The 20473-nt window shown below is 64.9% G+C and carries 20 protein-coding genes and 6 tRNA genes; 13 read left to right on the top strand and 13 right to left on the bottom strand.

Features of this window, described 5'->3' with window-relative positions:
* Positions 1–81: 81 nt before the first annotated feature.
* Both PSK12I2_RS0105485 and bfr read left to right on the top strand, forming a co-directional pair.
* Positions 82–297, top strand: a complete 216-nt coding sequence (locus PSK12I2_RS0105485) for a bacterioferritin-associated ferredoxin (protein ID WP_007162750.1) — start codon at positions 82–84, stop codon at positions 295–297.
* Between the two features lie 192 nt (positions 298–489).
* Complete coding sequence (bfr, locus tag PSK12I2_RS0105480) at positions 490–969, top strand: bacterioferritin (RefSeq protein WP_027597606.1); 480 nt, start codon at positions 490–492, stop codon at positions 967–969.
* A 58-nt stretch (positions 970–1027) separates the two neighbouring features.
* On the opposite strand, the gene grxD is transcribed toward bfr, so the two are convergent.
* Positions 1028–1354, bottom strand: a complete 327-nt coding sequence (gene grxD, locus PSK12I2_RS0105475) for a Grx4 family monothiol glutaredoxin (protein WP_007162748.1) — start codon at positions 1352–1354, stop codon at positions 1028–1030.
* Between the two features lie 244 nt (positions 1355–1598).
* On the opposite strand from grxD, the gene PSK12I2_RS0105470 reads away from it, so the two are divergent.
* Entirely contained in the window at positions 1599–2003 is a 405-nt protein-coding gene (locus PSK12I2_RS0105470) for a DUF3597 domain-containing protein (protein WP_007162747.1), read from the top strand.
* Positions 2004–2197: 194 nt separating this feature from the next.
* Positions 2198–3115 carry an ornithine carbamoyltransferase gene (argF, locus tag PSK12I2_RS0105465; RefSeq protein WP_007162746.1) on the top strand — a complete coding sequence of 306 codons (918 nt, stop codon included), beginning with the start codon at positions 2198–2200 and terminating at the stop codon, positions 3113–3115.
* 48 nt (positions 3116–3163) lie between these two features.
* On the opposite strand, the gene PSK12I2_RS0105460 is transcribed toward argF, so the two are convergent.
* Entirely contained in the window at positions 3164–3946 is a 783-nt protein-coding gene (locus tag PSK12I2_RS0105460) for a PhzF family phenazine biosynthesis protein (RefSeq protein WP_007162745.1), read from the bottom strand.
* A 296-nt stretch (positions 3947–4242) separates the two neighbouring features.
* Here PSK12I2_RS0105460 and PSK12I2_RS0105455 point away from each other — a divergent pair, with 296 nt between their 5' ends.
* The 5 genes from PSK12I2_RS0105455 to metR all read left to right on the top strand — a co-directional run bounded on the left by PSK12I2_RS0105455 (position 4243) and on the right by metR (position 10349).
* Positions 4243–5115, top strand: coding sequence for an MIP/aquaporin family protein (locus tag PSK12I2_RS0105455; RefSeq protein WP_027597605.1), 873 nt, complete (start codon positions 4243–4245; stop codon positions 5113–5115).
* A gap of 30 nt (positions 5116–5145) precedes the next feature.
* Positions 5146–6654: a glycerol kinase GlpK gene (gene glpK / locus PSK12I2_RS0105450; RefSeq protein WP_027597604.1), complete on the top strand. Its 1509-nt coding sequence runs from the start codon at positions 5146–5148 to the stop codon at positions 6652–6654.
* A 171-nt stretch (positions 6655–6825) separates the two neighbouring features.
* Positions 6826–7590, top strand: a complete 765-nt coding sequence (locus PSK12I2_RS0105445; protein WP_007162742.1) for a DeoR/GlpR family DNA-binding transcription regulator — start codon at positions 6826–6828, stop codon at positions 7588–7590.
* A gap of 156 nt (positions 7591–7746) precedes the next feature.
* Positions 7747–9276 (top strand): glycerol-3-phosphate dehydrogenase, encoded by a 1530-nt coding sequence (gene glpD, locus PSK12I2_RS0105440; protein ID WP_027597603.1) that lies wholly within the window; start codon positions 7747–7749, stop codon positions 9274–9276.
* A gap of 155 nt (positions 9277–9431) precedes the next feature.
* The gene (gene metR / locus PSK12I2_RS0105435; RefSeq protein ID WP_007162740.1) at positions 9432–10349 is read left to right on the top strand and encodes a transcriptional regulator MetR; all 918 of its coding nucleotides are present in this window, start codon (positions 9432–9434) and stop codon (positions 10347–10349) included.
* A gap of 24 nt (positions 10350–10373) precedes the next feature.
* On the opposite strand, the gene PSK12I2_RS0105430 is transcribed toward metR, so the two are convergent.
* Positions 10374–10634 carry a type B 50S ribosomal protein L31 gene (locus tag PSK12I2_RS0105430; protein ID WP_007162739.1) on the bottom strand — a complete coding sequence of 87 codons (261 nt, stop codon included), beginning with the start codon at positions 10632–10634 and terminating at the stop codon, positions 10374–10376.
* 399 nt (positions 10635–11033) lie between these two features.
* Between PSK12I2_RS0105430 and PSK12I2_RS0105425 the strand changes: the two genes are divergently transcribed.
* The 4 genes from PSK12I2_RS0105425 to PSK12I2_RS0105410 are packed head-to-tail and all read left to right on the top strand — an operon-like array spanning position 11034 to position 16028.
* On the top strand, positions 11034–12806 hold the full coding sequence (locus PSK12I2_RS0105425; RefSeq protein WP_027597602.1) for an N-acetylglutaminylglutamine amidotransferase: 1773 nt from the start codon (positions 11034–11036) through the stop codon (positions 12804–12806).
* 13 nt (positions 12807–12819) lie between these two features.
* Entirely contained in the window at positions 12820–14559 is a 1740-nt protein-coding gene (ngg, locus tag PSK12I2_RS0105420) for an N-acetylglutaminylglutamine synthetase (protein ID WP_027597601.1), read from the top strand.
* Positions 14556–15743 (top strand): osmoprotectant NAGGN system M42 family peptidase, encoded by a 1188-nt coding sequence (locus PSK12I2_RS0105415; protein WP_027597600.1) that lies wholly within the window; start codon positions 14556–14558, stop codon positions 15741–15743. The genes ngg and PSK12I2_RS0105415 overlap by 4 nt, the downstream gene beginning before the upstream one ends.
* A 54-nt stretch (positions 15744–15797) precedes the next feature.
* The gene (locus tag PSK12I2_RS0105410) at positions 15798–16028 is read left to right on the top strand and encodes a YheU family protein (RefSeq protein ID WP_007162735.1); all 231 of its coding nucleotides are present in this window, start codon (positions 15798–15800) and stop codon (positions 16026–16028) included.
* A gap of 15 nt (positions 16029–16043) precedes the next feature.
* Here PSK12I2_RS0105410 and PSK12I2_RS0105405 read toward each other — a convergent pair whose 3' ends face one another.
* The 10 genes from PSK12I2_RS0105405 to PSK12I2_RS0105360 all read right to left on the bottom strand — a co-directional run bounded on the left by PSK12I2_RS0105405 (position 16044) and on the right by PSK12I2_RS0105360 (position 20456).
* Positions 16044–16373 (bottom strand): YnfA family protein, encoded by a 330-nt coding sequence (locus tag PSK12I2_RS0105405; RefSeq protein ID WP_007162734.1) that lies wholly within the window; start codon positions 16371–16373, stop codon positions 16044–16046.
* Positions 16367–17509 (bottom strand): GNAT family N-acetyltransferase, encoded by a 1143-nt coding sequence (locus PSK12I2_RS0105400; RefSeq protein ID WP_027597599.1) that lies wholly within the window; start codon positions 17507–17509, stop codon positions 16367–16369. The genes PSK12I2_RS0105405 and PSK12I2_RS0105400 overlap by 7 nt, the downstream gene beginning before the upstream one ends.
* A gap of 133 nt (positions 17510–17642) precedes the next feature.
* A tRNA-Glu gene (locus tag PSK12I2_RS0105395) sits at positions 17643–17718 on the bottom strand.
* 34 nt (positions 17719–17752) lie between these two features.
* Positions 17753–17828: transfer RNA gene (locus tag PSK12I2_RS0105390), tRNA-Ala, on the bottom strand.
* Between the two features lie 40 nt (positions 17829–17868).
* Positions 17869–17944, bottom strand: a tRNA-Glu gene (locus PSK12I2_RS0105385).
* Positions 17945–17978: 34 nt separating this feature from the next.
* Positions 17979–18054, bottom strand: a tRNA-Ala gene (locus PSK12I2_RS0105380).
* Between the two features lie 39 nt (positions 18055–18093).
* Positions 18094–18169 (bottom strand) — tRNA-Glu (locus PSK12I2_RS0105375).
* 41 nt (positions 18170–18210) lie between these two features.
* Positions 18211–18286, bottom strand: a tRNA-Ala gene (locus PSK12I2_RS0105370).
* A gap of 99 nt (positions 18287–18385) precedes the next feature.
* On the bottom strand, positions 18386–19264 hold the full coding sequence (locus tag PSK12I2_RS0105365) for a ParB/Srx family N-terminal domain-containing protein (protein ID WP_027597598.1): 879 nt from the start codon (positions 19262–19264) through the stop codon (positions 18386–18388).
* A 70-nt stretch (positions 19265–19334) separates the two neighbouring features.
* Positions 19335–20456, bottom strand: coding sequence for a beta-ketoacyl-ACP synthase III (locus tag PSK12I2_RS0105360; RefSeq protein ID WP_027597597.1), 1122 nt, complete (start codon positions 20454–20456; stop codon positions 19335–19337).
* Between the last annotated feature and the right edge of the window lie 17 nt (positions 20457–20473).

Below are 20473 nucleotides of genomic sequence, written 5' to 3'. Positions count from 1 at the left end.
GATTTTGCCGCCTACAACTTTGACAATCATTCTCATTGTCATTAGCTTTGGCGGCACCTCCACTCATACAGCAGGCGATCCATGTACGTGTGTCTTTGCCGTGGCGTGACCGACAAGCAGATCCGTGAAGCCATCTACGAGGGCTGCTGCAGTTATCGGGAAGTTCGGGAAAGCACCGGTTGCGCCACTCAGTGCGGCAAGTGCGCCTGCCTGGCCAAGCAGGTGGTCAAGGAAACCCTCGGCGAACTGCACGGCGCCCAGCAGCTCGCCTACGCGCTGGACGTGCCGCGCGCCTGAGCGCGAGCCCTGTAAAAAAAGCCGGAACCTGGGTCCGGCTTTTTTATTGTCTAATCAAACGCTTACGGAAAGGATGGAAAAGCTTCCGATTACCGTTCGATTTTCGTCGATTTTTCAACAACTTAAGCTTTTGACAAAGGACTGTTCCACGCTCAGACTGCCGGCAATCCCACCCCATTCGCAGGTCCGGCCATGAAAGGCGATATCACCGTCATCCAGCATTTGAACAAGATCCTCGGCAACGAACTGGTGGCCATCAACCAGTACTTCCTGCATTCGCGGATGTACAACGACTGGGGTATCCGCAAACTCGGCCATCACGAGTACAAGGAATCCATCGACGAGATGAAGCACGCCGATCGCCTGATCGAGCGCATCCTGTTCCTGGAAGGCCTGCCCAATCTGCAGGACCTGGGCAAGCTGATGATCGGCGAGAACACTCAGGAGATGATCCAGTGCGACCTGCGCCTGGAAATCAGCGCCGTGGCCGACCTGCGTGAAGCCATCACCTACTGCGAAAGCGTACGGGACTACGTCAGCCGCGACATGCTCAAGGACATTCTCGAATCCGAGGAAGAGCACATCGACTGGCTGGAAACCCAGCTGAGCCTCATCGCCAGTGTCGGGATCGAGAACTACATCCAGTCGCAGATGCACGACGACGACGATTGATCGGGCAGATGCCCACAAAAAAGCCCGCACATTGCGGGCTTTTTTGTGGACCAGGGACTCAGGCGTCCTTGGTTTCCACGGCTTGCTTGATCAGGGTCTGCAATTCGCCCTTCTCGTAGAGTTCGGCGAGGATATCGCTGCCGCCGACCAGTTCACCACCGACCCACAGCTGGGGGAAGGTCGGCCAGTTGGCGTACTTGGGCAGATTGGCGCGGATTTCCGGATTCTGCAGGATGTCGACGTAGGCGAATTTCTCGCCACAGGCCATCAGCACCTGAGCGGCACGGGAAGAGAAGCCGCACTGAGGCGCGTTCGGCGAACCCTTCATGTAGAGCAGCACGGGATTGTTGGCAATCTGGTCTTTGATGGTATCGATGATGTCCACGATGCACCTCGCTAATACGGTGGGACGATTGTAACGGAAAGGCCGGTGGAACGCCGGGATTTCCGCGACGTCCAGCCCGTGACAGGCGCGGCTCGACCTGGCAATCGACCACGTTCCGACCCGGCCGTTCGCCAGCACCATGACCATCCCGAGCGGCGCCAGGCAAAACTTTGGCGCCCGGGCCGTGGTCAGGTTAAGGGTAGGCGCCGCTCGGTGCGCCTGATCCAAGACCCAGGAGAACTCCATGAGCCTGTTCAGCAAGATCCTCTCGAAGCTCGGCATTGGTGAAGCCCATGCGGATACCCCCGCCGCTGCGCCCACCACCGGCGCGACCGATACCGCCGCACCCGCCGGCAGCCCGGCCGCCCCGACCGGCGCCACCCCCATGAGCCAGGTGGACGTCGCCGCCAAGCTTGACGGTCTGGCCGCCCAGAAAGGCGAACAGCTCAACTGGAAGACCTCCATCGTCGACCTGCTCAAGCTGCTCGACCTGGACAGCAGCCTGACCGCCCGCCAGGAGCTGGCCAAGGAACTGAACTGCCCCGCCGACAAGATGGGCGACTCCGCCCAGATGAACATGTGGCTGCACAAGGCCGTTCTGCAGAAGCTGGCCGACAACGGCGGCAACGTCCCCGCTGACCTGCTGTAAGGCACCGCCCCTTCGCTACCCCGTCCCAGGCTAGCCGCTCGAAACGAAGGGCCTAGGCTGGGATGGTGGTAAAATGCGACATGAACTTATACCATTTCGCCTTTGGTCTTTCCGCCGTTTGAAACGGCATGCTCTCAGGTTCGCCGCGCCCTCCATGGACGGCCGTTACCGGGACGGGACGCTAGGGTAACGAAATGACGGTTCGCCACTTTCTTTCTTTCATGGACTGTTCCCCCGAGGAACTCCGGCAACTCATCGCACGCGGCATCGAGCTCAAGGCCCTGCGTAACAGGGGCGTGCTGCATGAGCCCCTGCGCAATCGCGTCCTGGGCATGATCTTCGAGAAGGCCTCCACCCGCACCCGCCTCTCCTTCGAGGCCGGCATGATCCAGCTCGGTGGCCAGGCGATCTTCCTCTCGTCTCGGGACACCCAGCTCGGCCGTGGCGAGCCCGTCCCGGACAGCGCTCGCGTCATGTCGAGCATGCTCGACGGCGTGATGATCCGCACCTACGCCCACGAGATGCTGACCACCTTCGCCGCCCATTCCCAGGTGCCGGTGATCAATGGCCTGTCGGACGATCTGCACCCCTGCCAGCTGCTGGCGGACATGCAGACCTTCTTCGAGCACCGCGGCGATATCCGTGGCAAGACCGTGGCCTGGATCGGCGACGGCAACAACATGTGCAACAGCTATATCGAGGCGGCCGAACAGCTCGACTTCAATCTGCGCATCGCCTGCCCGGAAGGCTACGAGCCCAATCCGCGCTTTCTCGAACGCGCCGGCGAGCGCGTCCGGTTGACCCGGGATCCGCGCGAGGCCGTGGCCCAGGCGCACCTGGTCAGCACCGACGTCTGGACCTCCATGGGCCAGGAAGAGGAAACCCGCCTGCGCCTGGCGGCCTTCAAGCCCTACCAGGTCACCGCCGAGTTGCTCGATGGCGCCGCGCCGGATGTCCTCTTCATGCATTGCCTGCCGGCGCATCGCGGCGAAGAGATCAGCCATACCCTGCTGGACGACCCGCGCGCCGTGGTCTGGGACGAAGCCGAAAATCGCCTGCATGCCCAGAAGGCGCTGCTCGAATTCCTCATCAAGCCGCCACTGCACGCCTGATCCGGAGCCGAAGACCTCGGCCGCACCCTGGCCGCCGAGGTCTCCCCATCACAGCAGCAGCTGCCCGCGCATGACCGTTACCGCGCGTCCGGCGATGCTGACCCTATCCCCTTCCAGCCGACACCTGAGCTGCCCACCCCGCGCCGAAAGCTGCTGGGCGGTGAGCATCCGCTTGGCCAATCGCCGCGACCAATAGGGAATCAGGCTGCAGTGCGCCGAACCGGTGACGGGATCCTCGTCCACGCCCACCGCAGGGGCGAAGAAGCGCGACACGAAGTCGACCTCCTGGCCACGCGCGGTCACGATGACGCCCTGCCAGGGCAGCCGGGCGATGGCTGCCAGATCCGGCTTGCAGTCACGCACCGCCTGTTCCGATTCCAACAGCACCAGCAGCTTGTCCGCCGCCAGGGCATCCACCGGTGATACCCGCAGGGCACGCTCCAGTTCGGGGGTCACCCCCAGCTCCGTGGGCACTAGCGCAGGGAAATCCAGCGCCAGCAGGCCGTCCACTTCGCGAAACACGCGCAGGACGCCGGACTGGCTGATGAACGCCAGGCGGTCGCCCGCCTCGCCATACACCTCGAACAGGACATGCGCCGCGGCCAGGGTGGCATGGCCACACAGGGGCACCTCGGTCCGCGGGGTAAACCAGCGGATGCGCCAGGTATCTCCCTCCTGCACTACGAAGGCGGTTTCCGAAAGATTGTGCTCGGTGGCGATCCGCTGCAGCAGCTCGTCGGCTGGCCAGCTGTCCAGGCGGTAGACCGCGGCGGGATTGCCGCGAAAGGGCTGATCGGTGAAGGCATCGACCTGATGAAATTCTAGGGGCATGCGCGCTACCTGAGCAGAAGAAGAAAAACAGCGAGCGTCGCCGTCGCGCGGGCACCAGACCCCTGATGATCCCTGGCCGCAACGGCTACCTCTTGAGACCTGCCAACGGGCCGGTTGTCGCCAGAAGTCCTATGACCAAAATAGCAGGCGGCGTCGCATCGGCAATGAATTGTCGAACGTCGTCACTGTTTTTGCGCTCAGGAGCTTTGACAGTTTTCATATTTGAAATTAGATTTTCGGTTGCGAACAAATGGCTCCCTGGCCACCTATAAATACAACAACCACGAGGCTCCTCCATGAGTACTCTTCTCGCTCCAACGCTACGCGGTCAATGCATCGCCGAATTCCTCGGCACAGCCCTCCTCATCTTTTTCGGTACAGGTTGCGTGGCGGCCGCGAAGGTCGGCGGTGCCACCCTCGGCCTGTGGGAAATCAGCATCATCTGGGGCGTGGGTGTGAGCATGGCGGTCTACCTGTCCGCCGGGGTCTCCGGCGCGCATCTCAGCCCGGCCGTCACCATCGCCCTCTGGCTGTTCGGCGGCTTCGAAAGACGCAAGGTGCCCGCCTACATCCTGGCCCAGGTCGCCGGTGCCTTCTGCGGCGCGGCTCTGGTCTACGGCCTCTACAGCAGCCTGTTTTTCGATTATGAACAGGCCCACAACATGGTCCGCGGCAGCCAGGCGAGCCTGGAGCTGGCCGGCGTTTTCTCCACCTATCCCCATCCTTCCCTGTCGATTGGCCAGGCGTTCCTCGTCGAAGCCGTCATCACGGCGATCCTGCTGGCCATGATCATGGCCCTCACCGACGACGGCAACGGTCTGCCCCGCGGCCCGCTCGCGCCCCTGCTGATCGGCCTGCTGATCGCCGTGATCGGCGGCTCCATGGGCCCGCTGACCGGCTTCGCAATGAACCCGGCGCGGGATTTCGGACCCAAGCTGATGACCTTCTTTGCCGGCTGGGGCGAGATCGCCTTCACCGGTGGCCGTGACATCCCCTACTTCCTGGTTCCCATCTTCGGCCCCATCGTCGGTGCCTGCCTGGGCGCCGCCGGTTACAAGGCGCTGATCTGCCGCCATCTGCCCGGCCTGGCCTCCGGTGCCTGCGACGTTCCGGCCAAGGCCGAGGAAAGTGCCCGCACCGAAGTGACCTCCGCCTCCAAAGCGTCCTGATCGCCGCGAATCACAATAAGGAACAAGACCATGACCGACCAGAACAAGCAGTACATCGTCGCGCTCGACCAGGGCACCACCAGTTCGCGCGCCATCGTGCTGGACCGCAATGCCAACGTGGTGACCATCGCCCAGCGCGAATTCGCGCAGATCTATCCGCAGGCCGGCTGGGTCGAGCACGATCCCATGGAGATCTGGGCCACCCAGAGCGCTGTGTTCGTCGAGGCCCTGGCCCAGGCCAGCATCAGCAACGAGCAGATCGCGGCCATCGGCATCACCAATCAGCGTGAAACCGCCATCGTCTGGGACAAGACCACCGGTCGTCCCATCTATAACGCCATCGTCTGGCAGAGCCGCCAGAGCACCGCGATCTGCGACCAGCTCAAGCGCGACGGCATGGAAGACCATATCCGCAAGACCACCGGCCTGGTGATCGACCCCTATTTCTCGGGCACCAAGATCAAGTGGATCCTCGACCACGTCGAAGGCAGCCGTGAACGCGCCCGCCGCGGCGAACTGCTGTTCGGCACCGTGGACACCTGGCTGATCTGGAAGATGACCCAGGGTCAGGCCCACGTGACCGACTACACCAACGCCTCGCGCACCCTGCTGTTCGATATCCACAAGCGCGAGTGGGACGCCACCATGCTCGAGGTGCTGGACATCCCGCGCGAGATGCTGCCTGAGGTGAAGTCCTCTTCCGAGGTCTATGGCCAGGCGCACCTGGGTAGCGGCCAGACCACCGGCATCCCCATCGCCGGTATCGCCGGCGACCAGCAGGCGGCCCTGTTCGGCCAGATGTGCGTGGAGCCGGGCCAGGCCAAGAACACCTATGGCACCGGATGCTTCCTGCTGATGAACACCGGCGAGAAGGCGGTGCAGTCCCAGCACGGCCTGCTGACCACCATCGCCTGCGGTCCCCGCGGCGAGGTCAACTACGCCCTGGAAGGCGCCATCTTCAACGGCGGCTCCACCGTCCAGTGGCTGCGTGACGAACTCAAGGTGATCAACGATTCCCTGGATTCCGAGTATTTCGCCACCAAGGTGACCGACAGCAACGGCGTCTACCTGGTCCCGGCCTTCACCGGCCTGGGCGCGCCCTATTGGGATCCCTATGCCCGCGGCGCGCTGTTCGGCCTGACCCGCGGCGTCAAGGTGGACCACATCATTCGCGCCACCCTGGAATCCATCGCCTTCCAGACCCGCGATGTGCTGGACGCCATGCAGCAGGACGCCGGCGAAGCCCTGAAGTCCCTGCGGGTGGACGGCGGCGCCACCGCCAACAACTTCCTCATGCAGTTCCAGTCGGACGTGCTCGGCACCCGGGTCGAGCGGCCGGAAATGAAGGAGACTACCGCCCTCGGCGCGGCCTACCTGGCCGGTCTCGCCACCGGCTTCTGGAGCAGCCTGGACGAGTTGCGCAGCAAGAGCACCATCGAGCGCGTATTCGAACCGGCCTGTGATCCGACCAAGAGAGACACCCTGTACAAGGGCTGGAAGAAGGCCGTCGAGCGTACCCGCGGCTGGGCGCTGGACTGAGTCGAATCCGACCGGGAGGCGACCGGCACCTGCCGGGCCGCTTCCCGCAAGACTCCCCCACCAGGCCGGCGTCTTCCGACGCCGGTCTTGCTTTGCGCGACAAGCGCTTTCCACCCGGATAGAGCTACGGCATCCTCTGTGAATTTACTCGATCACCTCAAGGAAGCCGTAATGAGCCTGGCGCCTCGCCAACAGCAGATTCTCGAACTGGTCCGTGAGCGCGGCTACGTCAGCATCGAAGAGCTGGCCCAGCATTTCTCCGTCACCCCCCAGACGATCCGTCGTGACATCAATCAGCTCGCCGAAGCCGGGCTGCTACGGCGCTACCACGGGGGCGCCGCCCACGACTCCAGCGTGGAAAACACCGAATACAGCATGAGAGCGGGCCAGATGCGCGAGGAAAAGCGTCTGATCGCCGAAGCCGTGGCCGCAGCCGTGCCCGACCACGCCTCGCTGTTCATCAATATCGGCACCACCACCGAGGCCATCGCCCATGCCCTGCTCGGGCATCGCAGCCTCAAGGTCATCACCAACAATCTGCACGTGGCCAACATTCTCAGCGCCAAGGACGACTTCGACGTGCTGATCGCCAGCGGCAAGGTGCGCAGCGATGGCGGCGTGGTGGGCCAGGCCACGGCCGACTTCATCAAGCAGTTCAAGGTCGACTACGCCCTGGTGGGCATCAGCGGCATCGACGAAGACGGCACCCTGCTGGACTTCGACTACCAGGAAGTCTGCGTCTCCCAGGCCATCATCCATAACGCCCGCCAGGTGTTTCTCGCCGCCGACTCCAGCAAGTTCGGCCGCAACGCCATGATCCGCCTCGGCAGCCTGGAACAGATCGACCAGCTGTTCACGGAGCAGGAGCCTTCCCCGGCCTTCGCACGCTGCCTGCGCGAGTGGCAGGTCAAGGTCGAAGTGGCGCGTCCGCGCTGATCCCTCGAGGCGACGACCATTCGTCGCCTCACCTCTGTCTATATTCGTTTTTTTTCGTTTTAGCGGTCTTAAGCCACAGGCTTGGCTAGAACCTGAGTTTTTGCTGGGCTATTATGTTCGAAACCGAATAATTATGTTCGTTTCACAGGAGGCACCATGGCCCAGGCACCCACTGCAACTCCCCGGACTTACGATCTCGCCGTCATCGGCGGTGGCATCAACGGTGTAGGCATCGCGGCCGATGCAGCCGGTCGGGGTCTGTCGGTGTTTCTCTGTGAACGCGACGACTTGGCGAGCCATACCTCTTCCGCCAGCAGCAAGCTGATCCATGGTGGCTTGCGCTACCTGGAACATCACGAATTCCGCCTGGTGCGCGAAGCCCTCGCCGAGCGTGAGGTGCTGCTGGCCAAGGCGCCCCATATCGTCAAGCCGATGCGCTTCGTCCTGCCCCACCGTCCGCACCTGCGTCCGGCCTGGATGATCCGTGCCGGTCTCTTCCTTTATGACCACCTCGGCAAGCGCGAAAAGCTGCCGGGCTCCCGTGGCCTGAAGTTCGATGCCCAGGGGCCGCTCAAGGCCGAGATCAAGCGCGGCTTCGAATATTCCGATTGCTGGGTGGACGACGCCCGCCTGGTGGTGCTCAACGCCATGCAGGCGCGCGACAAGGGTGCCGACATCCTCACCCGCACCCGCTGCGTCAGCGCCCGGCGCGTCGAGGGTCACTGGGAAGTCGAGGTCGAGGGGCCCCAGGGCCGCCAGCAGATCCGCGCCAAGGGCCTGGTCAATGCCGCCGGCCCCTGGGTCGCCAGCTTCATCCGCCAGGACCTGCAGCAGAAATCGCCCTATGGCATCCGCCTGATCCAGGGCAGCCACGTCATCGTGCCCAAGCTGTACGAAGGCGAGCAGGCCTACATCATGCAGAACGAAGACCGCCGTATCGTCTTCGCCATCCCCTATCTCGGCCAGTACACCATGGTGGGGACCACGGATCGCGAGTACCAGGGCGATCCGGCCAAGGTGACCATCACCGACCAGGAAATCGACTACGTCCTCGGGGTGGCCAACGCCCACTTCCGCAAGCAACTCAGCCGCGACGATGTGCTGCACACCTTCTCCGGCGTGCGCCCGCTGTGCGACGACGAATCGGACAACCCCTCGGCCATCACCCGCGACTACACCCTGTCGCTGGCCGAGGAACAGGGCGCGCCGCTGCTGTCGGTGTTCGGTGGCAAGCTGACCACCTACCGCAAGCTGGCCGAATCGGCCATGGCGCAGCTGCAGCCTTTCTTTCCGCAGCTGGGCAACAGCTGGACCGCCTCGGCACCGCTGCCCGGTGGCGAGCAGATGACCACGCCCCAGGCGCTGACCCGCGAATTGCTGGACAAGGTCAGCGGCCTGACGCCCGCCCTGGCACAACGCTGGGCGACCACCTACGGTAGCCGCGTCTGGACCCTGCTGGGCGATACGCGCTCCGTGGAGGAGCTGGGTGCGGTGCTAGGCGCCGATCTGCATGTGCGTGAGGTGGAATACCTGCAGCGTCACGAGTGGGTCACTCGCGCCGATGACGTGCTCTGGCGGCGGACCAAGCTGGGCCTGGTGTTCACCGACGCCGAGCGGACGGCCCTGGAAGACTTCCTGGCGCATTCGGAACCGGCCCAGGCCACCAAGGGCAGCAACGCGGCCTGAGACCCGGGAAGAGTTGTCTCCGAGTGGGCAATCCGCTCGGGGACGGTCGGAACTCACCCGGCAATCGAACCGGCAAGGACTGGCCAGAGGCGTCAGAGCATAGGCAGCACCATGAAAAGTCTTCATGATGCGCCTTTGTCTCCAGTACCAGCGCCATGTTCGAACTCCGTCACCTGAAAACCCTGCATGCTCTCCGTGAATCCTCCAGCCTGGTGGAAGCCGCAGAGCGACTGCACCTGACCCAGTCCGCGCTCTCCCATCAGTTCAAGGAACTGGAAGAGCGCCTGGGGACCCCGCTGTTCATCCGCAAGACCAAACCCATTCGCTTCACTAGTGCCGGCCTGCGGCTGCTGCAGACCGCAGACGCGGTGTTGCCGCACCTGCGCAGTGCCGAGCGGGACCTGGCGCGTCTGGTCGGGGGTACGGCGGGTCGCCTGCACATGGCCATCGAATGCCACAGCTGCTTCCAGTGGCTGATGCCGACCATCGACCAGTTTCGTGATTCCTGGCCGGAAGTGGAGCTGGACCTGGCCTCCGGCTTTTCCTTCGCGCCCCTGCCGGCGCTGGCCCGTGGCGATCTGGACCTGGTAGTGACGGCCGATCCGGTCGACCTCTCGGGGGTGACCTATGTGCCGCTGTTCACCTACGAGGCCCTGCTCGCGGTAGCCAACCAGCATCCGCTGGCGCAACGGCCCTATATCGTCCCCGAGGATCTTGCCCAGGAAACGCAGATCACCTATCCGGTGGAGCGCGATCGGCTGGATATCTTCACCCGCTTCCTCGATCCGGCCGATGTCGAGCCGCTGTCGGTGCGCACGGCGGAGATGACGGTGATGATGCTGCAGCTGGTGGCCTCGGGGCGTGGCGTCTGCTGCCTGCCCAACTGGGCGATCCACGAGTACAGCTCGCGCGGCTATGTGACCGCGCGGCGGCTGGGCGAGAAAGGGCTCTATGCGACGCTCTATGCGGCGATCCGCGAAGACATGCTGGAGGCGCCCTTCATGCAGGATTTCCTGCTGACCGCCAAGGACACCTCCTTCGCCACCCTGGAGGGGGTCAGCAGCGCGCGCTGAGCCGGCGCGCTGCTCGCGAGGGGCTTACTTGCTGTTGCCGCCCGGGAAGCCGGCGAACTTCTTGTTGAAGCTGGAAACCCGGCCTTCGACCTTCATCTGGCGCTGCTCGCCGGTGTAGATGGGGTGCGAGGCGCTGGATACGTCGAGGCTGATGTAGGGATAGGTCTCGCCTTCGTATTCCTGGGTACGGTCGCTCTCGGCGGTGGAGCGGATCAGGAAGTAGGTGTCCGAGGTGGTGTCGTGGAACAGCACGGGACGATAGTTGGGATGGATACCGGGTTTCATGAGGCGTCTCCTGGTCTGGGCGCCCGAGACGGAATGTCTCCTGCGCACCGATTAAAGATACATTATAACATATAAAGGTCGTTTTTGCAGCCCCGCCTGTGACGGTGACGGCAGCCATGGCCTTTGCAATGGAACCATCCGCCGCGCGCGGGGCTCGTAACCTGAGGCCCTGACCGGCGGTACCCCACCCTCTCTGAGACCCGCTGTCGGTCGGTGCGTGCGTTCAGGCCCGCGGCGCCAGACAGACGAGCTGTCCGCCACCCTGCCCTGTTCACTCGCACAGCGCCCCTGCATTGGCTTCTCAAGGATGGCGAGAAGTCCACACGCATTGGATGCGCACGCCGGGTTCGGGACTGAACTCACCGCGCCGCATCCCAAGGATTCAAGAGGCACAGCACCATGTGCGGCATCGCCGGAGAGCTTCGTTTCGATCGTCAACCTGCATCCATCAGCGCGGTGGAGCGCATCACCCACCGTCTCGAACAGCGCGGCCCCGACGCCTGGGGTTTCCATAGCCAGGGGCCGGTCGCCCTGGGCCATCGGCGGCTGAAGATCATGGATCTGGCGGAAGCCTCGGGCCAACCCATGATCGAGCCCGAGCTGGGGCTGTCGATGGTGTTCAACGGCGCCATCTACAACTACCCGGAACTGCGCAGCGAGCTGGAAGCCAAGGGTTACCGCTTCCACTCCGGCGGCGATACCGAGATCCTGCTCAAGGCCTATCACGCCTGGGGCAAGGCCATGTTGCCCAAGCTCAATGGCATGTTCGCCTTCGCCATCTGGGAGCGCGACAGCGGTCGGCTGTTCATCGCCCGGGATCGCCTGGGCATCAAGCCGCTGTACCTGTCCTTTACCGACAAGCGCCTGAGATTCGCCTCCAGCCTGCCCGCGCTGCTGGAAGCCGGTGACATCGACACCCGCATCGATCCGGTCGCCCTCAACCACTACCTGAATTTCCATGCCGTGGTGCCCGCGCCGCGCACCATCCTGCAGGGCGTGCAGAAGTTGCCCCCGGCGACCTGGATCACCGTGGACGCCTCAGGCCAGCAGCACCAGGAAACCTGGTGGACCCTGGACTACGGTCCCCACGAAGACGAGCGTCGCTACACCCTGGACGACTGGGCCGAACGGGTCCTGCATGGCCTCAAGGACGCCGTGGCGATCCGGCAGCGGGCGGCGCGCGAGGTGGGGGTGCTGCTTTCCGGCGGGGTGGATTCCAGTCTGCTGGTCGGCCTGCTGCACGATTCGGGGGTCAAGGACCTGCTGACCTTCTCCATCGGCTTCGAGGATGCCGGTGGCGAGCGCGGCGACGAATTCCAGTATTCCGACCTGATCGCCAATCACTACGGCACCCGCCACCACCAGTTGCGCATCGCCGAGGACGAGATCATCCAGCAGTTGCCACGTGCCTTCTCGGCCATGAGCGAGCCGATGGTCAGTCACGACTGCATCGCCTTCTATCTGCTGTCGCGCGAGGTCTCCAAGCACTGCAAGGTGGTGCAGAGCGGCCAGGGTGCGGACGAACTCTTCGCCGGCTACCACTGGTATCCCCAGGTGCATGGCGCCGCCGATCCCTTCGCCGCCTACCGCGCCGCCTTCTTCGATCGCGACTATGCCCAGTACGCCGCCACCGTGCAGGCCGGCGTGCGCCTGGAGGAAGACGCCGCCGAGACCTTTGTCCGCCAGCACTTCGCCAAGCCCGGCGCCAGCGCCGGCGTCGACAAGGCCTTGCGCCTGGACAGCACCGTGATGCTGGTGGACGACCCGGTCAAGCGGGTCGACAACATGACCATGGCCTGGGGCCTGGAAGCCCGGGTGCCCTTCCTAGACTATCGCCTGGCCGAACTCTCGGCACGCATCCCCGCCGAATTCAAGCTGGGCGACGGCGGCAAGCAGGTGCTCAAGGCGGCGGCGCGCAAGGTCATTCCCCAGGAAGTCATCGACCGGCCCAAGGGCTATTTCCCGGTGCCGGGCCTCAAGCACCTGGAAGGCAATACCCTGACCTGGGTACGGGAACTGCTGTTGGATCCGAGCCAGGATCGCGGTCTGTTCGAGACCGCCGAGATCGATCGCCTGCTGACCAATCCGGCCGACCGCATCACCCCCCTGCGCGGTTCCAAGCTCTGGCAACTCGCGGCGCTCAACCTCTGGCTGAGCGAGCACGGACTGTAAGGGCGGAACACCCATGAAAGCGACCAGCTACAACCAGCGCCTCCAGCGCGCCCAGACGCCCTCCTACGAACGGCTGCAGGCGCGCCTGGCGGAAGGCGACCAGCCGACCTGCCAGCCGCTCTCCCTGCATTGCGGCTGGGGCCGGCTGCTCATCGGCCATACCTATCCCGACCCCGCCAGCCTGGCCAAGGAACTGCTCACCGAAACGCCTGGCGAGCGCGACATCGCCCTCTATGTGGCCGCGCCCCACCAGGTGCTGGCCCAGGCACCGCAACAGCTGTTTCTCGACCCCAGCGACACCCTGCGGATCTGGTTCAGCGACTATCGTCCGGCCCGACGGATCTATCGTGGCTTTCGCATCCGCCGGGCCTGCTCCGCCCAGGACTGGAGCGAGATCAACCGCCTCTACCAGCAGCGCCACATGCTGCCCGTCGACACCGAGCGACTGACCCCGCGGCACAAGGGCGGCCCGGTGTACTGGCTGGCGCAGGACGACGACAGTGGCGCCATCATCGGCTCGGTGATGGGGCTCAATCACGTCAAGGCCTTCCAGGACCCGGATGGCGGCTCTTCGCTCTGGTGCCTGGCGGTCTCCCCGGACTGCAGCAGACCCGGCGTCGGCGAGGCGCTGGTGCGCCATCTGATCGAACACTACGCCAGCCGTGGCCTGGCCTTTCTCGACCTGTCGGTGCTGCATGACAACCTGCAGGCCAAGCGGCTCTACGACAAACTGGGCTTCCGGCCGCTGCAGACCTTCGCGATCAAATGCAAGAACGGCATCAACCAGACGCTGTTCCTCGGTCCGGGGCCGGCGGCCGAGCTCAATCCCTATGCGCGCATCATCGTCGACGAAGCCCTGCGGCGCGGCATCGAGGTGCAGGTGGATGACGCCGAGGGCGGTCTCTTCACCCTGATCCAGGGCAACCGGCGCATCCGCTGCCGCGAGTCCCTGACCGACCTCACCTCCGCGGTGACCATGACCCTGTGCGCCGACAAGGTGCTGACCAGCCGTACCCTGGCCCGGGCCGGGCTGCGGGTGCCGGAGCAGCAACTGGCGGGCGGCGACGACGACAACGCCGCCTTTCTTGAGAAGCACGGCGCCCTGGTGGTCAAGCCGGTCAATGGCGAACAGGGCAAGGGCGTGGCGGTGGACATCCGTGACGCCGAGCACCTCGCCGCGGCAATCCAGACCGCGCGCCGGCATGACGATCGGGTCCTGCTGGAAAGCTTTCACCAGGGCCTCGACCTGCGCGTGGTGGTCATTGGCCACGAGGTGGTGGCCGCGGCCATTCGCCGCCCGGCGGAGATCGTCGGCGACGGCCAGCACAGCGTCAGGGACCTCATCGAAGCCCAGAGTCGCCGGCGCCAGGCCGCCACTGGCGGCGAATCGCGCATCCCGGTGGACGAGGAAACCGAGCGCGCCATCCGCAGTGCCGGCTACGAGTGGGACAGCGTCCTGCCGACCGGCACCCACCTGGCGGTGCGCAAGACCGCCAACCTGCACACCGGCGGCATCCTGGAGGACGTCACCGACAGCCTCCATCCGGTGCTGGCCGACGCCGCCGTCCAGGCGGCCCGGGCGCTGGACATCCCGGTCACCGGCATGGACCTGCTTGTGCCCGCTGCCGATTCGCCCGACTACGTCATCATCGAAGCCAACGAGCGACCGGGCCTGGCCAACCACGAGCCGCGCCCCACCGCCGAACGCTTCATCGACCTGCTGTTCCCGCTGTCCCGGGAGGTTCCGCTATGAATCGCTTGCCCGAGCCCGATCTGGATTACCTGCGCAAGGTCCTGCTGGACATGCTGGCGATCCCCAGCCCCACGGGCTTCACCGACACCATCGTCATGTACGTCGCCGAACGGCTCAACGAACTGGACATCCCCTTCGAGCTGACCCGTCGCGGCACTATCCGCGCCACCATCAAGGGCCACAAGGAGAGTCCGGACCGGGCGGTCTCCGCGCACCTGGACACCATTGGCGCCATCGTCCGCGAGATCAAGGACAACGGCCGCCTGGGTCTGGCAGCCGTGGGCCACTGGTCCAGCCGTTTCGCCGAAGGCAGCCGCGTCAGCCTGTTCACCGATGACGGCACCCTGAGGGGCAGCGTTCTGCCGCTGCTGGCCTCCGGCCACGCCTTCAACACCGAGATCGACAAGATGCCGGTGACCTGGGACCACATCGAGCTGCGCCTTGATGCCGTGACCAAGAGTCGCCACGAGACCGAGCAGCTGGGCGTGCAGATCGGCGACTTCGTCGCCTTCGATCCGCTTCCGGAATTCACCGACAGCGGCTACATCAGTTCGCGCCATCTGGACGACAAGGCCGGCGTCGCCGCCCTGCTCACCGCCCTGAAGATGCTCAAGGAAAGCGGTCAGACCCCGCCGATCGACTGCCACCCGCTGTTCACCATCACCGAAGAGGTGGGCTCGGGCGCCGCCGGTGCCCTGCCCTGGGACGTCAGCGAATTCGTCGGTATCGACATCGCCCCCGTGGCGCCCGGCCAGCGCTCCGACGAGCACCGCGTCAGCGTGGCCATGCAGGATTCCGCCGGCCCCTACGACTATCACCTGTCGCGGCACCTGCTGCGCCTGGCGCAACGCAACGACATCCCGGTGCGCCGCGACCTGTTCCGCTACTACTACAGCGACGCCCATTCGGCGATCAGTTCCGGCCAGGACGTGCGGGTAGCCCTGCTGGCCTTTGGCTGCGACGCCACCCACGGCTACGAGCGCACCCATATCGTCAGCCTGGCGGCGCTCAGCCAGCTGCTGACCGGCTACATGCTCAGCCCGCCGGTGTTCGACAGCGATGCCCAGCCGGCCGACAGCTCCCTCGACCGCTTCGGTCACCAGTTGCTGCCGGAAGACACCCAGATGGACAACCAGACGCACCTGCCGCCGCTGGAGGAGGTCGTCGGCGACGGCAGCAAATAGCGTTCGATCAACGCGCCTGGGGTATCCTGGGCGCCTTTTTCCAGGCACCTCTCGATGATCATCCCCCACGACCAGCTCGCTGCCGCCACCCTCGACAACCTGCTGGAAGACTTCGTCACCCGCGACGGTACCGACAACGGTGACGAAACGCCCCTGGCGACCCGGACCCAGCGTGCGCGCCGCGCCCTGGAAACCGGCGAAGCCGTGATCCTCTTCGATCCGGACAGCGCCCTCTGCCAGCTGGTGCTGCGCCGCGACGTGCCGCCCGAGCTGCTGGACGACTAGCGCCTCTCGCGCCTGTCAGGCGCTGCCACGCGGCGCCAGCAGGATCACCAGGGCCCCCGCCACGCAGAGCAGACCACCAGCCAGATCCGTCCAGGTCGGTCGGGTACGCTCGACCAGCGCCAGCCAGCCCAGCGAAGCCACCACATAGATGCCGCCGTAGGCCGCATAGGCGCGTCCGGCGTAGGCCGCCTCGATACGGGTCAGCAACAGGGCGAAGAGCACCAGGCTGGCGAGTCCCGGCGCTATCCACCAGGGACTGCGATCCAGCCGCAGCCAGAGCCAGAAGGCATAGCAGCCGGCGATCTCGAACAGCGCGGCCAGCAGGAACCAGAGATAGTTCAGCATGGCGCCGCGCCGTCCTCCTGGCGATAGGGCAAGGCCTCGGCAGCCCGCCGCGCATAGGCCTGGACGCCGGCGCGCTCCTGCTCGAGAAACTCCGCCACTGCCGCTCTCAGGCCCGGATGCACCAGGTAGTGCCAGGAACGGGTCAGGGTCGGCTCGAAGCCACGAATCAGCTTGTGTTCGCCCTGGGCGCCGGCATCGAAGCGCTGCAGCCCCTCGGCGATGGCGTATTCGATCCCCTGGTAGAAACAGGTCTCGAAATGCAGCTGATCGAATTCCTGCAGGCAGCCCCAGTAGCGGCCATAGAGGGTGTCGCCGTCCTTGAGATAGAAGGCCATGGCCACCGGCCGGCTGCCCTGGCGGACCAGCACCACCCGGATCGCCGCAGGCAGCCGCTCCGCCAGCAGACTGAAGAAGGCACGGGTCAGATAGGGATCCTGGCCGCGCACCTCGTAGGTGTTGGCGTAGCAGGCATAGACGAAATCCCACTCCGCTTCGCTCAACTCTCCGCCCTGGCGCCATTCGAAGCTCACCCCCAGGCCGGCGACCTGGTCGCGCTCCTTGCGCAGCTGCTTGCGCTTGCGCGAGGTCAGGGCGGCGAGGAAGTCGCCGTAGTCGCCATAGCCGCGGTTGTGCCAGTGGAACTGGCAGCCAAGCCGCGCCAGCCAGCCCTCCCGATCCTCGAGCAGCGCATCGGCCTTGGGATCAGTGAAGTTGACGTGCAGGCTGGAGAGCTCCAGGCCGGCCAGGCTGCCGGTGGTGGCGTCCAGCAGGGTCGCGCAGGCGGCGGGATCGCCCAGCAGGCGCGCGCCCTGTACCGGTGAGAAGGGCACCGCGGCCAGCAGCTTGGGGTAGTAGTCGATCCCGGCCCGGCGGCAGGCATCGGCCCAGGCCCAGTCGAAGACGTATTCGCCATAGGAATGCATCTTGAGATAGGCCGGCATGGCGGCCCGCAGCTGCCCCTGTTCATCCCTGAGGATCTGGTGCGCCGGTTGCCAGCCGGTCCCCTGCCCGAGGCTGCCACTGTCTTCCAGGGTGGCGAGGAATTCATGGCGTAGAAAGGGCTGGTCGTCCGCCAGCAGCGCGTTCCACTGGGCGGCAGGCACCTGGGCCAGGCTGTAGAGATACTCGACGATCATCCCACTCCCCTTGCTTGGACTCGGCCTACAGGTCTAACACAGATGAGTAGCCGGACGGCTCCTGTGAAAGACTCTGGCGGCTGGCTTTCGTGCGGACGAAAAAAAACCGCCGTGAGGCGGTTTCTTTCGAGTGTGGCGTCCCCTAGGGGACTCGAACCCCTGTTACCGCCGTGAAAGGGCGGTGTCCTAGGCCACTAGACGAAGGGGACATTACCCTGGTGCGACCCTTACGAATCACGAATTTGGTGGAGCTAGACGGGATCGAACCGTCGACCTCTTGCATGCCATGCAAGCGCTCTCCCAGCTGAGCTATAGCCCCAAGTACAGCATCTTGCCACGTCTGGGATACGTGACCGATATGGCGTCCCCTAGGGGACTCGAACCCCTGTTACCGCCGTGAAAGGGCGGTGTCCTAGGCCACTAGACGAAGGGGACGTTACCCTGGTGCAGTCCTTGCGAACCGCGAATTTGGTGGAGCTAGACGGGATCGAACCGTCGACCTCTTGCATGCCATGCAAGCGCTCTCCCAGCTGAGCTATAGCCCCGCGTACAACGTTCGCCACGTCTGGGATACGTGACTGATATGGCGTCCCCTAGGGGACTCGAACCCCTGTTACCGCCGTGAAAGGGCGGTGTCCTAGGCCACTAGACGAAGGGGACGAAACCTTCTACCGATTCCCCCCGAAGGCGAAACCGAAATTTGGTGGAGCTAGACGGGATCGAACCGTCGACCTCTTGCATGCCATGCAAGCGCTCTCCCAGCTGAGCTATAGCCCCGTCGGTCAGGACGGGGCGCATGTTAAGAGGCCCGGCCTCCCCTGTCAACACCAATAAGAAAAAAACCTGCTAGTAACAGACACTTAAGCCGGAAACCGACTAGATCGCCCGGGACAGGGCCGCACGCTGGGCGCGGGCGGCCAGCAGGTAGGTGAACTTGCCATCGCTGGAAGAGAGCTTGCGCAGGACCTTCTTGTCCAGGGCGCGATAGGCCCCCATCTCCAGCGCCGTACGGCCCGAGCTGCCGATCAGCATGCCCGGGTTGGCCACCATCAGCCTGGCGGCCTGCTCCACCGCCTTGGCGTAGCTCTTGCGATCGTCGAGATCGTAGTCCCGCAGCGGCAGCAGCATGCGCAGCCACTCGGCCCAGTAGAACTCGAGGAATTCCGACGGCAATACCCGGCCATCCGGGGTCCGCGGCTTGTCGTAGCCGATCTGGCGGGTGAAATAGACCAGCGCGCGGTAGGGGTCGTCGGCCATGGCGGAGAGGCCCAGGGTCGGCGGCAGCTGCTCGGGCAGGATGGGCCGGCCCTGGGGATCCTTGAGCCAGGCCTTGCGCTCGTCGAGCAGGCGGATCCAGAAGTCGGCCATGCTCGCGGCGTCGCTGAAATCGTCGGTGACCCTGACCCATACCGGGGTCTCGGGGCCGCCACCGGGGTGCTCCCAGAAGGCGGAAAAGGTGTGGTGGCCGTCGGTGAGATAGAGCTGCCGCCCCGGACCTATGACGACGGTCTTCATTTCATCCGGACAGCTACCCGGCGGCCGTACCCCGAGGGCGTCGCCGGCCGAGCGCAGACTGGTGCTCGGCTGGAAGCCACCACTCAGGTGCTGGCCGTTGGCTTCGCAGTAGTCGTCGAACAGCTTGCGCCGGTCGCAGGCGTACTTGCCGAGCTTGTACAGCACCTGGTCGTGGCCGATCGCGGGCTGGGTGGGGCGCAGCTGATGCAGTTGCACCTGGAGCAGGCTTCCTGGCGGCACGGGGTCTTCCTATTTCAAGAGGTCTTCCCAGGTCCGACAACGGTCATCCCGGGAAGACTCCTGCCGTCGATCAGACCTTGCGCAGCACCACGCTGCCGATGGAATAGCCCGCGCCAAAGGAGCTGAGCACGCCCAGGCTGCCGCTGGCCAGATCCTCGTGGTGCAGATGCAGCGCGATGACCGAACCGGCCGAGCTGGTGTTGCCGTAGGTGTCGAGAATGACCGGCGCCTCGTTGGGCTCGGGTTCGCGCCCCAGCAGGCGTTTGACGATGAGCTGATTCATCGCCAGGTTGGCCTGGTGCAGCCAGAAGCGCGAGACCCGCTCGACGGGGATGTCCAGTTCGGCCAGGTGATTGCCGATCAGCTCGGCCACCAGGGGGCAGACCTCCTTGAACACCTTGCGCCCTTCTTGGACGAACAGCTTGTCCGGGTGGGTCATGCCCTCCTCCGCCGCGCGGTTGAGGAAGCCGAAGTTGTTGCGGATATTGTTGGAGAACTGGGTGAACAACCGGGTGCCGAGGATCTCGAAGCGGTGCGCCGAGGTCGCCTGGTCGGCACGCTCCACCACCAGGGCGGTGGCCGCATCGCCAAAGATGAAATGGCTGTCGCGGTCGCGGAAATTCAGGTGGCCGGTGCAGATCTCCGGATCGATCACCAGCACCGCCCGTGCCTGGCCCAGTTGCACGGCGTTGGCCGCGGTCTGCAGGCCGAAGGTCGCCGAGGAGCAGGCGACGTTCATGTCGAAGCCGTAGCCCTGGATACCCAGCGCGGCCTGGACCTCGATGGCCACCGCCGGATAGGGCCGCTGCAGATTGGAACAGGCGACGATGACGCCGTCGATGTCGGCGGCCGTCCGTCCGGCGCGATCCAGGGCCTCGCGTGCCGCGGCGACACCCATCTCGCAGAGGATCGAGGGCTCGTCGTTGGAACGCTCGGGGATACGCGGCACCATGCGCGCCGGATCGAGGATGCCGGCCTTGTCGACCACATGGCGGCTGCGGATGCCGGAGGCCTTCTCGATGAAGGCGGCGCTGGATTCAGGCTGGGGCGCCAGGCTGCCCTGGGCGATGGCGTCGGCATGCTCGGCATTCCACTGGCCTGCCCACTGGTTGAAGGACGCAACCAGCTCGTCGTTGGAAATGCTTTCGGGCGGCGTATAGAGCCCACTACCGCTGATGACCGCGTGCTGCACGGCTATTCCTCTTGTTG

It is taken from the genome of Pseudomonas sp. MOIL14HWK12:I2, from assembly GCF_000510745.1.
In the GTDB taxonomy this organism is placed as follows: Bacteria; Pseudomonadota; Gammaproteobacteria; order Pseudomonadales; family Pseudomonadaceae; genus Chryseomonas; species Chryseomonas oryzihabitans.
The sequence above is the reverse complement of the archived record's forward strand: the minus strand, read 5'-3'. Positions and strand labels throughout refer to the sequence as shown.

Coding starts and splice junctions, on each gene's coding strand:
- PSK12I2_RS0105485 (WP_007162750.1), top strand. CDS start 82: ATGTACGTGTGTCTTTGCCGTGGCGTGACCGACAAGCAGATCCGTGAA.
- PSK12I2_RS0105445 (WP_007162742.1), top strand. CDS start 6,826: ATGAGCCTGGCGCCTCGCCAACAGCAGATTCTCGAACTGGTCCGTGAG.
- PSK12I2_RS0105470 (WP_007162747.1), top strand. CDS start 1,599: ATGAGCCTGTTCAGCAAGATCCTCTCGAAGCTCGGCATTGGTGAAGCC.
- PSK12I2_RS0105415 (WP_027597600.1), top strand. CDS start 14,556: ATGAATCGCTTGCCCGAGCCCGATCTGGATTACCTGCGCAAGGTCCTG.
- ngg (WP_027597601.1), top strand. CDS start 12,820: ATGAAAGCGACCAGCTACAACCAGCGCCTCCAGCGCGCCCAGACGCCC.
- PSK12I2_RS0105405 (WP_007162734.1), bottom strand. CDS start 16,373: ATGCTGAACTATCTCTGGTTCCTGCTGGCCGCGCTGTTCGAGATCGCC.
- PSK12I2_RS0105400 (WP_027597599.1), bottom strand. CDS start 17,509: ATGATCGTCGAGTATCTCTACAGCCTGGCCCAGGTGCCTGCCGCCCAG.
- PSK12I2_RS0105460 (WP_007162745.1), bottom strand. CDS start 3,946: ATGCCCCTAGAATTTCATCAGGTCGATGCCTTCACCGATCAGCCCTTT.
- PSK12I2_RS0105430 (WP_007162739.1), bottom strand. CDS start 10,634: ATGAAACCCGGTATCCATCCCAACTATCGTCCCGTGCTGTTCCACGAC.
- PSK12I2_RS0105455 (WP_027597605.1), top strand. CDS start 4,243: ATGAGTACTCTTCTCGCTCCAACGCTACGCGGTCAATGCATCGCCGAA.
- bfr (WP_027597606.1), top strand. CDS start 490: ATGAAAGGCGATATCACCGTCATCCAGCATTTGAACAAGATCCTCGGC.
- PSK12I2_RS0105425 (WP_027597602.1), top strand. CDS start 11,034: ATGTGCGGCATCGCCGGAGAGCTTCGTTTCGATCGTCAACCTGCATCC.
- PSK12I2_RS0105410 (WP_007162735.1), top strand. CDS start 15,798: ATGATCATCCCCCACGACCAGCTCGCTGCCGCCACCCTCGACAACCTG.
- argF (WP_007162746.1), top strand. CDS start 2,198: ATGACGGTTCGCCACTTTCTTTCTTTCATGGACTGTTCCCCCGAGGAA.
- glpD (WP_027597603.1), top strand. CDS start 7,747: ATGGCCCAGGCACCCACTGCAACTCCCCGGACTTACGATCTCGCCGTC.
- glpK (WP_027597604.1), top strand. CDS start 5,146: ATGACCGACCAGAACAAGCAGTACATCGTCGCGCTCGACCAGGGCACC.
- metR (WP_007162740.1), top strand. CDS start 9,432: ATGTTCGAACTCCGTCACCTGAAAACCCTGCATGCTCTCCGTGAATCC.